The sequence below is a fragment of the Pseudomonas sp. Irchel s3b6 genome (assembly GCF_900187415.1).
In the GTDB taxonomy this organism is placed as follows: Bacteria; Pseudomonadota; Gammaproteobacteria; order Pseudomonadales; family Pseudomonadaceae; genus Aquipseudomonas.
The window spans coordinates 74,189-86,572 of record NZ_FYDM01000002.1 but is presented as its reverse complement, the minus strand read 5'-3'; the positions used below and the strand labels follow the sequence as shown (position 1 = coordinate 86,572).

Here is a 12,384-nt window from a genome sequence, read left to right as displayed (position 1 = left end):
CGGGCGAACAAAACAGGGCATTTGGGCGTGTCGCGGCAGACTAACCTTTAAGGCGTAGCGGTCGTCTGCATCTACCTGACCTGGACCGGACATGAACCATTCCTCTGTGCAGAATAAATCGTTGCTGGTGTTATTGGTGCTGGTGACCCTCGCGTTCATCTGGATTCTGCTGCCGTTCTACGGCGCGGTGTTCTGGGCGGTGATACTGGGCATCGTCTTTACGCCCCTGCAGCGCCGGTTGCAACTGAAGTTTGGCTGGCAACGCAACCTGACCGCCCTGTGTACCCTGAGCATCTGCCTGGCGATTGCCATTTTACCGGTGATTATCATCAGCGCGTTGCTGGTCCAGGAGGGTACAGTGCTCTACAAGAGCCTCGAGAGTGGCGAGCTGGACATTGCCGGCTACCTGGCACAGTTCAAGCACGGCCTGCCATTGTATGTTCAGCAGTGGCTGGACCGCGTGGGCATGGGCGAGTTGAGCGGCCTACGTGAGAAAATCGTCAAGAGTGCGATGCAGGGCAGCCAGTTTTTCGCCAGTCAGGCATTCAGTTTCGGTCAGGGCACCTTCGAATTTGTGGTGAGTTTTTTCATCATGCTGTACCTGCTGTTCTTCTTTTTGCGCGATGGCGCCGAACTGGCGCGCAAGATCCGGGCGGCGGTGCCGTTGGCTGAGGATCAAAAGCGCCGTCTGCAGCTCAAGTTCAACCGCGTGGTACGGGCCACGGTCAAGGGCAACCTGCTGGTGGCTGTCACGCAGGGGGCGTTGGGCGGTTTGATTTTCTGGTTTCTGGACATTCCCAGTGCGTTGCTCTGGGCGGTGTTGATGGCGTTTTTGTCGCTGTTGCCCGCAGTGGGGGCCGGGCTTGTCTGGGTGCCGGTGGCGGCCTGGTTCCTGCTCAGCGGCGCGGTCTGGCAGGGCGTGGTGCTGGGCCTGTATGGGGTGTTCGTGATCGGGTTGGTGGACAACGTCCTGCGCCCCATACTGGTGGGTAAGGACACGAAGATGCCGGACTATCTGATCCTGATCTCGACCCTGGGTGGTCTGGCAGTTTTCGGCCTCAATGGTTTTGTCATCGGGCCGTTGATTGCCGCGCTGTTCATCTCAAGCTGGGCGTTGTACGTGGAAACCAAGCCCCGGGTGCAGTTGCCTTAGGCGTTCAGCGCGTAAGTGTCCATGCGTTGCGACAGGGCCTGGGCGGCGGGCAACGACGTGAGCGGGCCGCTGATCGGCTCGCCGTCGCGCACCAGGTACCAGCAGGCGAGCAACCCCAGCTCCCTGAGCGAGGGGGGAACGGCACTCCCTACAACGGACATGATCTGGACCCTGGACATAAGCACCTCCATCAATCGATGGCGCTACCTTACGGGCCTGCGGGTCCGACGGAAAATCAACGCGCTCGATAATGGACATCGACGCCCTTGACGTGGGCATCTCGTCAGTCGACGACCTGATCGAGCATGTGCATCACTTCATGGTCGTTGAGCAGGCCTTTGCGCACCAGGTTTTCGGCCAGCAGCGAAAGAAACTTGGCACTGCGGTGACCCTCAAGGTGCTTGAGTTCGGTCAGCGCGCTATAGACCTTGCTTGAGGTGCAGAGGCCAACAATGCGGTGCGGGTTTTGCGTGGGCATGGGCGTCGTCCTTGTTTTTATGAACCGTTTGTGCCGGACAGATCAGAGCTTGCGGTGCACTCATGACATAAATATGACAGTTGTGCGCGCGCCAAGGCTTGGGTTGGATCAATCATGTCAAATTTACACGCAGTCACTGTCCCGGCAGCGACCTTGGCGAGATTTATTCAGACATAGGGCACACCACGGCAGGCCGCCGGTGCGAGTCAGGGGGCCGTTTACGGTAAAGCGCGGGCGCTTACCAGCGTCGACCGTAGTACCCGCGGTGTGGGCCGTAGTAACCACGCGGCGGGCCGTAATACACAGGTGCCGGGCGGTAGTAGACGGGTTGTTGCATGTAGATAGGTTGAGGCTGGTAGTAGACCGGCGGCGGGCTGTAATAAACAGGTGGCGGGCTGTAATAGACCGGTTGCTGGATGTACACCGGGCGCTGCGAGTTGGCGATGACCGAGCCTGCTACCACGGCGCCAACCACGGCACCGACGGCGATCGGGGCACCCCAGCCGTAGCCACCACCCCCACCATGAGCCTGCACCTGTCCAGCGACAACGAAAGCACCGATCAACAAGGCAACTGCGGGTAGTTTACGGATCATGATCAATCCTCGGCACTTCGCCCCGGCGCTTGTGTCTGCGATAGACCCAAGGAGTGTCGCGGGGATATCTCTAAGACAGCATTTTTTGCCGAATCTGCGAGGCGTCCGAGTAAATTTTGTGTAAGGTCTGTACCACCGTATTTACCCCGCAACGCCAGCAGGAACGGGCACCTTGTCATGATTGATCAAACCCTGCGGGCTGGCTATTCCCGTCTATCAGAACGTGCGAACGCAAGGAGAACCCTATGCAGATGAACCCGAACAAAGACACCCAATTGTGCATGTCCTTGTCTGGGCGCCCCGGGAATTTCGGTCTGCGATTCCATAACCACCTGTATGAGCAGTTGGGCCTGAATTTTTACTACAAGGCCTTCAGCAGCCAGGATTTACCGGGTGCCGTGGGCGGGATTCGTGCCCTCGGTATTCGCGGTTGCGGCATCTCGATGCCGTTCAAGGAGGCCTGCATTGCCCTGGTCGATGAGCTGGATGCCTCGGCGGCGGCCATTGCGTCGATCAACACCATCGTCAACACCCATGGCCACCTCAAGGCCTACAACACCGACTACATGGCCATCGAGCAACTGCTCAAGACCCATGCCGTGCCTAAGGAAACAACATTCGCCCTGCGTGGTAGCGGTGGGATGGCCAAGGCGGTGGCCAGCGCCTTGCGTGATGGCGGCTATCGCAACGGCCTGATCGTGGCCCGCAACGAAAGCGCCGGTCGAGCCCTGGCGGACGCCCTGGGTTATCGCTGGCAAGCAGAACCGGGCGATGAGCGCCCGCAGATGCTGGTCAATGTCACGCCAATCGGCATGGCCGGGGGCCGCGAAGCCGATCAGTTGGCGTTTGAGAGCGCTGTCATCGATACTGCAGAGATCGTCTTTGATGTGGTGGCGATTCCATCGGAAACGCCGCTGATCGTGCGCGCTCGTGAGGCTGGTAAACACGTGATCACCGGACTGGAGGTGATCGCCCTCCAGGCCCTCGAGCAGTTTGTGCTCTACACCGGCGTGCGCCCCAGTGATGAGCAGTTTCGCAAGGCGGTCGCGTTCGCTCGCAGTTGATCGTCCGTGGTGGCTGGGCAGGAAAGGGAGTCTCGGGATGGGCTGCAAAACCGTGCCTATACTTGGCCCTTCACGCATGCAAAGACGTGCTGACCGATAACCCCGTGATCGAGGTTCCCCATGCCCCCTGCCATTATCAATCTGGACCAGGCTGAACTTCAGCCGCTGCCCGACGGCTTTGCCCCGACCGGCGCTACGGCCCTGCGCTATGCCCCACGCATTGCCCGCCTGGGTCAGCAACTGCATTCACAGAAACTTGGCTACAGCCTGATTGCACTGCCACCGGGCATGCGTGGGTTTCCATTCCATAGCCATCGGGTCAATGAGGAGATGTTTTACGTGGTAGCTGGGGAGGGCGAGGTGCGTCTGGGGGATCAGGTGTTCGCCATCCGTGCCGGCGACGTGATTGCCTGCCCGGCAGGTGGCCCGGAAACGGCGCACCAGATCATCAACACCAGTTCGGGCGAGTTGAGGTACCTGGCGGTCAGTACTCAGCAATCACCGGAAATTTGCCAATACCCGGATACCGGGAAATACACGGTCATGGATGATTTCAGGGTCGATACCGAAGGCAATGCCACAGGGTTTGTCGCCGTCGCCAACGAGGCCGACGGCGTGGATTACTGGGAGCGCGAATGACTCAGGTCGGGCCTGCAAGCAGCTTGTGGCTTGCACCTACTCTGTGAAGAAGTGGCTTGCCCTGATGCCGTTCACTCTTGACTGAACGGCGTCAGGGTGTGCCCGCGATGCATCGCGCCGGGGCGTCATCGTTCATCGCTGGCAACCAGCGGTGTGTTATTCGAGGCGTGCGAGGCGCTCTTCAAGCGCGGCAATTCTGGCCTCCAGCTCTTCGATGCGTTCCACTGACACAGCGCTGCCGCCACGCTCCACCGGGTTCTGGCGCGCGGCGAGTATCGCCTCAAAGTCCGCTGGGTCGCCCAAGGTATGCACATAGCGGTCTTCACGCTGGCCCGACTGACGTGGCAGCAGCATCGCAAGGCCGCGGGCAATCAGGCGTTCCAGTTGATGGACCACCTGCTCGGCGTCTTCGAAGTCATGCATGCGGCCACTACGGGTCAGCAGTTCATTGACCGTCTGCGGGCCACGCAGGAACAGCAGGCCGCTCAGGATCACTTGGGCGGGCACCAGTTCCAGCGCCTTGTCGAGGCGATGTTCCCAGCGGTCGGCACGGCTGCCCATGACCAGTCGGGTGAAACCACGCCCTTCCAGGGCACGCAGGCTTTGCCCGACCTGGCCCTGGCTCAGGTTCATCACCGGTTCACGGCTGGTTTTCTGATTGCAGGCGATGACCAGCGCATTGAGGGTCAGCGGATAGGTTTCCGGGCTGGTGGCCTGTTTCTCGATCAAGGAGCCGAGAATGCGCAGCTCGGTGCTGCTCAGGCGCAGTGCTTCGGTGGACGTCTCTTGTTCAGTGCTCATCGCGCTTTCCCTATGCAGTCGAAGCCGCCTAGCCTAATCCTTGCACGATAAAAGACAAGCCGCGCCGCGCCTCAAGCATGGCTATAATCGCGCCACGTTCCACTCCCTTCACAGCACCCTCCACCCAGCGAGACTGCCATGACTATTTCTCTGTACGCTGCATCCGTTCCGGTCTTCAAGCAAATGCTCAACGCGTTGAGCGATGTGCTGAACAAGGCTGAAGCCCACGCAGTTGCCAAAAACATCGACCCCAATGCCCTGTTGCAGGCCCGACTGTTCCCGGACATGTTCCCGCTGGTGCGTCAGGTACAGATCGCCGTTGATTTCGCCAAGGGCGTTTCTGCCCGTCTAGCGCAAGTCGAGTTGCCGACGTACGACGACAGCGAAGTGACCTTTGCCGAACTGCAAGCGCTGATCGCCAAAGTGCTGTCCTTCATCGACGGTATTGCCCCCGCGCAAATCGACGGCAAGGAAGGCATCGAGATCGTGACCCGTCCCGGCACGCCGAAAGAAAAGCGTTTCACGGGCCAGTCCTACCTGCTGACCTACGGCCTGCCGCAGTTCTTCTTCCACATCACCACCACCTACGCCATCCTGCGCCACAACGGTGTGGAAGTCGGCAAACGCGACTACATGGGCGCGTTCTAAACCCGCAGGCAAAAAGAAGCCCGCCAAGGTGTGAACCTTGGCGGGCTTTTTAACGGGTGTGATTGTTACGCGGTTTGTTCGACTTTCTCTTCCTGGGCCAGGCAGGCCGCAGCGGTGAAGAGCACGTCGGTGGAGGAGTTCAGCGCGGTTTCCGCCGAGTCCTGCAGCACGCCGATGATGAAGCCCACGGCGACCACTTGCATGGCGATCTCGCTAGGAATGCCGAACAGGCTGCACGCCAGCGGAATCAGCAATAACGAGCCACCGGCTACGCCCGAGGCGCCACAGGCACAAATCGCCGCGACCACGCTCAGCAGCACGGCGGTCGGCAGGTCCACGGCAATACCCAAGGTGTGAACCGCAGCCAGGGTCAGCACGGTGATGGTGATGGCCGCGCCGGCCATGTTGATGGTCGCGCCCAGGGGAATCGAGACCGAGTAGGTGTCTTCATGCAGGCCCAGGCGCTTGCTCAACTCCAGGTTGACCGGAATGTTCGCCGCCGAGCTGCGGGTGAAGAACGCGGTGATGCCGCTTTCGCGCAGGCAGGTCAGTACCAGCGGGTAAGGGTTGCGGCGCAGTTTCCAGAACACGATGACCGGGTTCATCACCAGGGCCACGAACAGCATGCAGCCCAGCAGCACGGCCAGCAGGTGCATGTAGCCCAGCAGCGCGTCGAAGCCCGAGGTGGCCAGGGTCGAAGCCACCAGGCCGAAAATGCCCAGCGGTGCAAAGCGAATCACCACGTGCACGATCAGGGTCACGCCGTTGGACAGGTCACCGAGCACTTCACGGGTGGTTGCGCCGGCATGGCGGATGGCCACGCCCATGCCGATCGCCCACGCCAGGATACCGATGAAGTTCGCATTCATCAGGGCGCTGACCGGGTTGTCGACCACGCTCAGCAACAGGCTTTGCAGGACTTCGCCAATGCCGCCGGGCGCGCTGATGGCCACGTCGTGGGTGGAGAGCACAAGGCTGGAAGGGAACAGGGTGCTGGCGACCACCGCAACGGCGGCGGCACTGAAGGTGCCGAGCAGGTACAGGAACAGAATCGGTCGGATATGGGTTTCCTGGCCGTGCTTGTGGTTGGCGATCGAGGCCATGACCAGTACGAACACCAGAATCGGCGCGACGGCTTTGAGTGCGCTGACAAACACTTTGCCGATGAATGCGGTGGACTTCGCCACTTCAGGCGCGAGCAGCGCCAGGACGATACCGGCAATCAGGCCAATCACGATCTGGGTGACCAGGCTGGTGCGTTTGAGTCGTTGCAGGAGAGAAAGCGGTGCTGCAGTCATAGCGGTATCTCTGATTTTTTTAAGGTGCTGTGAATCCAGGGAGGCTGTCCGTCGAGATCGAGAAGGCGGGCAAAACGGATAAGCGCGCGAATTCAGCCTTGGCTGAGGAGCATCCAGTCTTTCGCGGGGGGCGGACTTTATCACAGCGTGGGCGTTATCCTTCAGTCCTGTGACGATCTGCCACCTGGGGTCCACCCTCCGGGATCCGGTTCCCGCCAGCATGATCAGGCGCACTCTGATAAGATTCGCCATCCTCTATTTTCATCTCTCCTCAGTGAGCCTTCGGGCAGTCGCTGGCGTTGTCGTTTTCTGGAGTTACCCATGTTGTTTCCCATCCTGCTGTTGTCAGCCGCCGGTTTCACGGTGCTGACCACGGAGTTCATCATTGTCGGCCTGTTGCCCTCGATTGCTCGCGACCTTGATGTCAGCGTTTCCCAGGCGGGGCTGCTGGTGACCTTGTTCGCGTTTACCGTGGCGGCGTTCGGGCCATTCCTGACGGCGTACTTCGCGCGCTTTGAACGCCGCCGGCTGTTTATCAGCGTGTTGATCCTGTTCGGGCTGGCCAACACCCTGGCGGCCCTGGCGCCCAACATTGGCGTGATGGCAGTGGCCCGGCTGATACCGGCGCTGGGGCTGCCGGTGTTCTGGGCGCTGGCCAGTGAAACGGCGGTGGACATCGTAGGGCCGGACTATGCCGGGCGGGCGATTGCCAAGATCGGCTTCGGGATCGTCTGTGCCACGGTCTTCGGGATTCCCGTCGGCACGCTGATCTCTGATGCGTTCGGGTGGCGCAGTGCCTTCGGCATTCTGGCGCTGATTGCCTTCGCCAAGGCCTTGCTGCTGTTTATCTACTTGCCGAAAACCGATCTGCACAACCAGCAGGTGAGTTTCGCTTCGCAGTTCAGGATTCTGCGCAGTCCGTTGATGCAAGGGCACGTGCTGTTGTCGATTCTGGTATTTAGCGGCATGTTCACCGCCTACACCTACCTGGCCGATATCCTGGAGCGACTGGCCGGTTTCAATGGCACGGTGGTGGGGTGGTGCCTGATGGGGTTTGGTGCGGTCGGCCTGATTGGAAACTCGCTGGGCGGGCGCATGGTTGACCGCCACCCGCTGATTGCATCGATGGTGTTCTGCGCGTTTATGATCGGCGGCATGCTCGCCCTGGTGCCGAGTATCCATTCGACCTTGGGGTTGGCGGCGGCGATGGGCATCTGGGGCGTGACCCAGGCGGCATTGTTTCTGGTCTGCCATGTGCGCCTGATGAAGGCAGCACCGCAAGCGCCGGCGTTTGCCGCCTCACTGAACATTGCCGGGGGGAACCTGGGAATTGGCCTGGGAGCGCTGGTGGGCGGACGGGTGATCGACACCCTGGGCCTGGCCAGCCTGGGCGTTGCCGCGGCCGGTTTTATCCTGGTGTCGATCCTGTTGGCGCTGCTGTTGATGAAGCTCAAGGCGCCGGTCGTCTGCGCCTCTACAGTGCGGTAAACAGTGCCCGGCGGGCACCTTCGGTAATGGCGACAATGCCCGGGTGCTTGACCTTGCGCTCCACCGAGATGGCGTAGAACGACTCGCTGACCGCATCGGTCTGGCCAATCAACTCGACGCCGTACTGGCGTCTTACCTCATCGGCAATCACGCTGGGGCCGATGAAGATTCCACTGCCGGATTGGCCAAACGCCTGCATCAAGGCGCTGTCATCGAACTCGCCGACGATCCGCGGCTGGATCCGCTGTTCGGCAAACCAGCGTTGAAGACGGCTGCGCACCACGGTTTCCTGGCCGGGAATCAGCAGGGGGGCGCCATGCAGGCAGCGCGGGAAGTCGCTGCCGTAGCGTTCGGCCAGTTCCCGGGTGGCGAAGAAGCTGATCCCGCACTCACCGAGTTTCTGGCTGTAGCCCTTGATGTCCAGGTGCGAGGGCATCGGGCTATCGGAAATCACCAGGTCCAGCCGTTGAATCGCCAGGTCGGCCAGCAGGCGTTCCAGCTTGTCCTCGCGACAGGTAATGCGCAGCGGTTCGTGCAGCTCCATGGTCGGTGCAATCAGGCGATAGACGATGGATTTGGGCACCACGTCCGCGACCCCGACCCGAAACAGGATCTGTTGCTCGTTGGGCTGGGCTCGCAGCAGGGCTTCCAGTTCGCCTCCCAGCTGAAACATTTGCTCGGCGTAGGTCAGGGTCTGGCGACCGGCCTCGGTCAGTTCCAGTTGCCGCCCAACCCGTTGGAACAGTTCGATCCCGTAGGTCTGCTCCAGCAGGCTGATCTGCCCGCTGATGGTCTGGGGCGTCAGGTTCAGTTGCTCGCAGGCACGCACAATGCTGCCGGTTTTGGCCACGACCCAGAAGTAATGCAGTTGCCGATAATTGAGCATGGGCACTCGCCGATTCGTAAAAACCGAAGTATAGCTGCTAAAAATACGAATTTTCCTGAAGTATTCCCTTCCTTAGAATGCCTCGCTATCGACGGGCCACTACTTCGGCCGAGTCTGTTCTAACGAGGAAAGCATGATGAAACTCAAATCCCTGACTGCGGTTTCGTTGCTGGCTGTTTCTGCGCTGTTGCTCACTGGCTGTGACCAGGCGGAAAAAAGTGCCCAGCAATTGATGGGCAAGGCCGCCGAATCGGCCAAGCAGGCGATCGACGACACCCACAAAGCGGCGGAGCAGGCCCTGAGCGACGCCACCGGGAACATCATCAATAAAAAGGACCCTTCCGCCGACGACGACAAGCAAGACAGTTCGTCGCAGGAAATCTAATCCGTCTAACACCGAGTCAGGACTGACCCATGGAATACCTTTTACAACTCGCTGCAAGCCCCACTGCCTGGGTCGCCCTGGCCACCTTGATCGTCATGGAGATCGTGCTCGGCATCGATAACCTGATTTTTATCTCGATCCTGACCAACAAGCTGCCGGAACAGCACCGGGCCAAGGCGCGCCGGATCGGTATCAGCATGGCGCTGGTCCTGCGTCTGGGCCTGTTGAGCACCATTGCTTTCATCGTGCAACTGACGGAGCCGGTGATCGAGGTGTTCGGTCACGCGTTCTCGTGGAAAGACATGATCCTGATTGCCGGTGGCCTGTTCCTGTTGTGGAAGGCGACCACGGAAATCCACCACAGCATGGATCCGTCGCCGGATGACCCGACGTCGAAAACGTCGACGGTGACCTTGGGTTTTGCGGCGGCCATCGGTCAGATCCTGATGCTCGACCTGGTGTTCTCCATCGACAGCATCATTACCGCGGTCGGCATGACCGAGCATTTGCCGATCATGATCATCGCGGTCCTGGTGTCGGTGCTGGTGATGTTGTTGGCGGCCGAGCCTCTGGCCAAATTCATCAACGACAACCCGACGGTGGTGATGCTGGCGCTGGGCTTCCTGATCATGATCGGCATGACCCTGATCGCCGAAGGCTTCGGCGCTCACGTACCGAAAGGCTACGTCTATGCGGCCATGGCGTTCTCGGCGGCGATCGAAACGCTGAACATGTTGTCGCGCCGAGCCAGGCAGAAGCAGCTTACTGAGCAGGCTTAAGCCTTAACGGCAGTACCCGACGGTCGTCTGCGCTCGAAAGCGTGCAGACGGCCGTTTTGCTTGATGAGGATAGAGATGGCGTCGCTCAATGAACGGAAGCGTGACGCGGTGCAGGTTTCTCGTGTTTGGCGGCGGCTTGCGGTGCTCTGTAGGCATGATGGTGTCTGCGGGTGATGCGCAATACACCCCACAGCATGGCGGCTGCAACGGCCAGCCAGCCACCTATCAGCATCAGGATTATTGCCATCAGGCTCATCGGTGCCTCCTCTTTGCCCAGCTTCGGGCACTTACGCTTTGCAGGTGTCAGTCTAGCCGCAGATGTGTTGCAGGCTATTGACCAATAGTCGTGAGCCTCCAACCTGTTCGTTCTATCGGCTGCAGGTGACTGCCGTTTACCGCTATAGCGCTGCTATGATCAGTGCTCAAGCCGGAAGATTGCTGACCGGCACCTGAACAAGTGAGTGATTGATGTTGCCGGTACTTCCTCGATTTCGCTTCGCCTTGCTGGCTGCGGCCTGCGTCTTGAGCCTGGCCGGTTGTGCCGGGAGCGTGCAACCTGAAATCAAGCGCCTGCCCGAGCGTGTCGAGCTCAACGGCAGGTTCTACCGTGGCGAGGCTTACCAGGGTGGGCCGCAAACCCTGGCCAGCCTGCTGTTTCAGCAGGGTGTCGTGATCACGCCGGGGTTGCTCGACAAACCGTTGCATTTGCCGGGTGCCGAAGCGCAGCTGCAGCAGAACATGTCGAAGCTGGCGCGTGAATACGGCATGGTCGTGTACCCGCTGGACAGCAACTTGCCGGCGCTGTTGACCCAGGTCGCGGCGGGTTATCCGGTGTTGTTGCGCTATACCGAGGGTTCGGCCTTCTGGAAAGAGCCCAGGTACGCCATTCTTGCCGGGTACAACCGCCAGAAGCAGACTGTGCTGCTGCGCTCGGGCATGAACCGTCGCCTATTGCTGGACTTCAACACCTTTGAGTCGGCCTTCAAGGAGGCGGGCGGCTGGGCCGTACTGATTCAGGCGCCGACTCAGGTGCCAGCCAGTGTCGACCGGCAGCGTTGGCTGAGCGCGGCCAATGACCTGGCCCAGGCGGGACAGGAGCAGGCCGCTGCCCGGGCGACCAGGGCGTTGAACACCCAGCCATGAGAAACGGCGCCCTGAGGCGCCGTTTTCGATAAAGGTCCTGACGGGTGTCGGGGCCTTGATGAGTGCGTTACTCGGCGGTCTGGGCCACGCCGGTCTGGCGGCTTTTCAGGTTCTTGTTCGCTTTGTAGTGCAGGGCCGCTGCCGGCACCGGGCTGCTCTTGCCCGTTTCGACCCACTGGCGGATGCGGGTGGCGTCGGCGAAGTGGGTGTATTTGCCGAAGGCGTCGAGAATCACCAGCGACACCGGGCGATCCCCCATGCGGGTAACCAGTACCAGGCAGTGCCCCGCCTTGTTGGTGAAGCCGGTCTTGGTCAGCTGGATATCCCAATTGTCCTTGCGGACCAGGTGATCGGTGTTGCGAAAGCCCAAGGTATAGCTGGGCTTGCGGAACGCCACGGTTTTTTCCTTGGTGCTGCTTAACTCGCTCAACATCGGGTACTTGCGTGCCGCTTGCAGCAATTTGCTTAGGTCGCGTGCCGTGGACACGTTACTGGTGGACAGACCGGTCGGCTCGACGTAGTGGGTGCTGGTCATGCCCAGCGCCTTGGCCTTGGCGTTCATGGCGGCAATAAAGGCGGCATAGCCACCCGGGTAGTGGTGGGCCAGGCTCGCGGCCGCGCGGTTTTCCGAGGACATCAGGGTGATCAGCAGCATTTCCTTGCGCGACAGCTCGCTATTGAGCTTGACCCTCGAGAACACGCCTTTCATTTCCGGGGTGTTGCTGATCGTCACGGAAATGTACTCATCCATATTCTGCTTGGCTTCCAGCACCACCAGGCCGGTCATCAGCTTGGTCACCGAGGCGATGGGCACCACGACATCGGGGTTGCTCGCATAGACGATTTTGTTGGTCTGCAAGTCGATCAGCATGGCGCTGCCCGAGGCGATATGCAGTTTCGAAGGGTCGCGAGGTGCCGCAGTGGTTTCACCAGCATCGACGTTCGACGTGATGGCAGTGCCTGAAAATGCAAACAAGAGACTCAGGATAGAAAGACGGATTTTCACGCGAGTAGGCTCGATAAATGT

At 60.3% G+C, this 12,384-nt stretch carries 16 protein-coding genes; 8 read left to right on the top strand and 8 right to left on the bottom strand.

Annotated elements, in window-relative coordinates; translation table 11 throughout:
- Nucleotides 1-91 precede the first annotated feature (91 nt).
- Complete coding sequence (locus CKW07_RS03875; protein ID WP_095143683.1) at nucleotides 92-1,153, top strand: AI-2E family transporter; 1,062 nt, start codon at nucleotides 92-94, stop codon at nucleotides 1,151-1,153.
- On the opposite strand, the gene CKW07_RS03870 is transcribed toward CKW07_RS03875, so the two are convergent.
- The 3 genes from CKW07_RS03870 to CKW07_RS03860 form a co-directional block, all read right to left on the bottom strand.
- Complete coding sequence (locus CKW07_RS03870; protein ID WP_095143682.1) at nucleotides 1,150-1,332, bottom strand: hypothetical protein; 183 nt, start codon at nucleotides 1,330-1,332, stop codon at nucleotides 1,150-1,152. The two genes, CKW07_RS03875 and CKW07_RS03870, sit on opposite strands and share 4 nt — an antisense overlap.
- Nucleotides 1,333-1,436: 104 nt before the next feature.
- Nucleotides 1,437-1,631 carry a hypothetical protein gene (locus CKW07_RS03865; protein ID WP_095078877.1) on the bottom strand — a complete coding sequence of 65 codons (195 nt, stop codon included), beginning with the start codon at nucleotides 1,629-1,631 and terminating at the stop codon, nucleotides 1,437-1,439.
- 238 nt (nucleotides 1,632-1,869) lie between these two features.
- Nucleotides 1,870-2,226, bottom strand: coding sequence for a hypothetical protein (locus CKW07_RS03860; RefSeq protein ID WP_095143681.1), 357 nt, complete (start codon nucleotides 2,224-2,226; stop codon nucleotides 1,870-1,872).
- A 245-nt stretch (nucleotides 2,227-2,471) separates the two neighbouring features.
- Here CKW07_RS03860 and CKW07_RS03855 point away from each other — a divergent pair, with 245 nt between their 5' ends.
- Complete coding sequence (locus CKW07_RS03855) at nucleotides 2,472-3,290, top strand: shikimate 5-dehydrogenase (protein ID WP_095143680.1); 819 nt, start codon at nucleotides 2,472-2,474, stop codon at nucleotides 3,288-3,290.
- A gap of 120 nt (nucleotides 3,291-3,410) precedes the next feature.
- On the top strand, nucleotides 3,411-3,929 hold the full coding sequence (locus CKW07_RS03850) for a cupin domain-containing protein (protein ID WP_095143679.1): 519 nt from the start codon (nucleotides 3,411-3,413) through the stop codon (nucleotides 3,927-3,929).
- A gap of 156 nt (nucleotides 3,930-4,085) precedes the next feature.
- Here CKW07_RS03850 and CKW07_RS03845 read toward each other — a convergent pair whose 3' ends face one another.
- Nucleotides 4,086-4,730 (bottom strand): YceH family protein, encoded by a 645-nt coding sequence (locus CKW07_RS03845; RefSeq protein WP_095143678.1) that lies wholly within the window; start codon nucleotides 4,728-4,730, stop codon nucleotides 4,086-4,088.
- A gap of 138 nt (nucleotides 4,731-4,868) precedes the next feature.
- On the opposite strand from CKW07_RS03845, the gene CKW07_RS03840 reads away from it, so the two are divergent.
- Nucleotides 4,869-5,378, top strand: a complete 510-nt coding sequence (locus CKW07_RS03840; protein WP_095143677.1) for a DUF1993 family protein — start codon at nucleotides 4,869-4,871, stop codon at nucleotides 5,376-5,378.
- A 65-nt stretch (nucleotides 5,379-5,443) separates the two neighbouring features.
- Here CKW07_RS03840 and sstT read toward each other — a convergent pair whose 3' ends face one another.
- Nucleotides 5,444-6,676 carry a serine/threonine transporter SstT gene (gene sstT, locus CKW07_RS03835; RefSeq protein WP_095143676.1) on the bottom strand — a complete coding sequence of 411 codons (1,233 nt, stop codon included), beginning with the start codon at nucleotides 6,674-6,676 and terminating at the stop codon, nucleotides 5,444-5,446.
- Between the two features lie 321 nt (nucleotides 6,677-6,997).
- Between sstT and CKW07_RS03830 the strand changes: the two genes are divergently transcribed.
- Nucleotides 6,998-8,164 carry an MFS transporter gene (locus CKW07_RS03830; RefSeq protein ID WP_095143675.1) on the top strand — a complete coding sequence of 389 codons (1,167 nt, stop codon included), beginning with the start codon at nucleotides 6,998-7,000 and terminating at the stop codon, nucleotides 8,162-8,164.
- Here CKW07_RS03830 and nhaR read toward each other — a convergent pair.
- Nucleotides 8,151-9,050 carry a transcriptional activator NhaR gene (nhaR, locus tag CKW07_RS03825; protein WP_095143674.1) on the bottom strand — a complete coding sequence of 300 codons (900 nt, stop codon included), beginning with the start codon at nucleotides 9,048-9,050 and terminating at the stop codon, nucleotides 8,151-8,153. The genes CKW07_RS03830 and nhaR overlap by 14 nt on opposite strands.
- 136 nt (nucleotides 9,051-9,186) lie before the next feature.
- Here nhaR and CKW07_RS03820 point away from each other — a divergent pair, with 136 nt between their 5' ends.
- Together CKW07_RS03820 and CKW07_RS03815 are read left to right on the top strand one after the other, a co-directional pair.
- Nucleotides 9,187-9,435 (top strand): hypothetical protein, encoded by a 249-nt coding sequence (locus CKW07_RS03820; protein WP_095144062.1) that lies wholly within the window; start codon nucleotides 9,187-9,189, stop codon nucleotides 9,433-9,435.
- 29 nt (nucleotides 9,436-9,464) lie between these two features.
- Complete coding sequence (locus CKW07_RS03815) at nucleotides 9,465-10,214, top strand: TerC family protein (RefSeq protein WP_095143673.1); 750 nt, start codon at nucleotides 9,465-9,467, stop codon at nucleotides 10,212-10,214.
- Nucleotides 10,215-10,299: 85 nt separating this feature from the next.
- On the opposite strand, the gene CKW07_RS25405 is transcribed toward CKW07_RS03815, so the two are convergent.
- Complete coding sequence (locus CKW07_RS25405; RefSeq protein WP_176465267.1) at nucleotides 10,300-10,470, bottom strand: hypothetical protein; 171 nt, start codon at nucleotides 10,468-10,470, stop codon at nucleotides 10,300-10,302.
- 212 nt (nucleotides 10,471-10,682) lie between these two features.
- Here CKW07_RS25405 and CKW07_RS03810 point away from each other — a divergent pair, with 212 nt between their 5' ends.
- A complete protein-coding gene (locus CKW07_RS03810; protein ID WP_095143672.1) occupies nucleotides 10,683-11,357 on the top strand; it encodes a peptidase C39 family protein in 675 nt (224 codons plus the stop codon).
- Nucleotides 11,358-11,424: 67 nt separating this feature from the next.
- Here the strand turns inward: CKW07_RS03810 and pbpG are convergent, their stop codons facing one another.
- Nucleotides 11,425-12,363, bottom strand: coding sequence for a D-alanyl-D-alanine endopeptidase (gene pbpG, locus CKW07_RS03805; RefSeq protein ID WP_095143671.1), 939 nt, complete (start codon nucleotides 12,361-12,363; stop codon nucleotides 11,425-11,427).
- Nucleotides 12,364-12,384 lie beyond the last annotated feature (21 nt).

What these genes read in the sequence shown, in the direction of transcription:
- CKW07_RS03810 (WP_095143672.1), top strand. Translation starts at nt 10,683, where the DNA reads ATGTTGCCGGTACTTCCTCGATTTCGCTTCGCCTTGCTGGCTGCGGCC.
- CKW07_RS03855 (WP_095143680.1), top strand. Translation starts at nt 2,472, where the DNA reads ATGCAGATGAACCCGAACAAAGACACCCAATTGTGCATGTCCTTGTCT.
- CKW07_RS03840 (WP_095143677.1), top strand. Translation starts at nt 4,869, where the DNA reads ATGACTATTTCTCTGTACGCTGCATCCGTTCCGGTCTTCAAGCAAATG.
- sstT (WP_095143676.1), bottom strand. Translation starts at nt 6,676, where the DNA reads ATGACTGCAGCACCGCTTTCTCTCCTGCAACGACTCAAACGCACCAGC.
- CKW07_RS03820 (WP_095144062.1), top strand. Translation starts at nt 9,187, where the DNA reads ATGAAACTCAAATCCCTGACTGCGGTTTCGTTGCTGGCTGTTTCTGCG.
- CKW07_RS03830 (WP_095143675.1), top strand. Translation starts at nt 6,998, where the DNA reads ATGTTGTTTCCCATCCTGCTGTTGTCAGCCGCCGGTTTCACGGTGCTG.
- CKW07_RS03870 (WP_095143682.1), bottom strand. Translation starts at nt 1,332, where the DNA reads ATGTCCAGGGTCCAGATCATGTCCGTTGTAGGGAGTGCCGTTCCCCCC.
- CKW07_RS03860 (WP_095143681.1), bottom strand. Translation starts at nt 2,226, where the DNA reads ATGATCCGTAAACTACCCGCAGTTGCCTTGTTGATCGGTGCTTTCGTT.
- CKW07_RS03865 (WP_095078877.1), bottom strand. Translation starts at nt 1,631, where the DNA reads ATGCCCACGCAAAACCCGCACCGCATTGTTGGCCTCTGCACCTCAAGC.
- CKW07_RS25405 (WP_176465267.1), bottom strand. Translation starts at nt 10,470, where the DNA reads ATGAGCCTGATGGCAATAATCCTGATGCTGATAGGTGGCTGGCTGGCC.
- CKW07_RS03875 (WP_095143683.1), top strand. Translation starts at nt 92, where the DNA reads ATGAACCATTCCTCTGTGCAGAATAAATCGTTGCTGGTGTTATTGGTG.
- CKW07_RS03850 (WP_095143679.1), top strand. Translation starts at nt 3,411, where the DNA reads ATGCCCCCTGCCATTATCAATCTGGACCAGGCTGAACTTCAGCCGCTG.
- CKW07_RS03845 (WP_095143678.1), bottom strand. Translation starts at nt 4,730, where the DNA reads ATGAGCACTGAACAAGAGACGTCCACCGAAGCACTGCGCCTGAGCAGC.
- CKW07_RS03815 (WP_095143673.1), top strand. Translation starts at nt 9,465, where the DNA reads ATGGAATACCTTTTACAACTCGCTGCAAGCCCCACTGCCTGGGTCGCC.
- nhaR (WP_095143674.1), bottom strand. Translation starts at nt 9,050, where the DNA reads ATGCTCAATTATCGGCAACTGCATTACTTCTGGGTCGTGGCCAAAACC.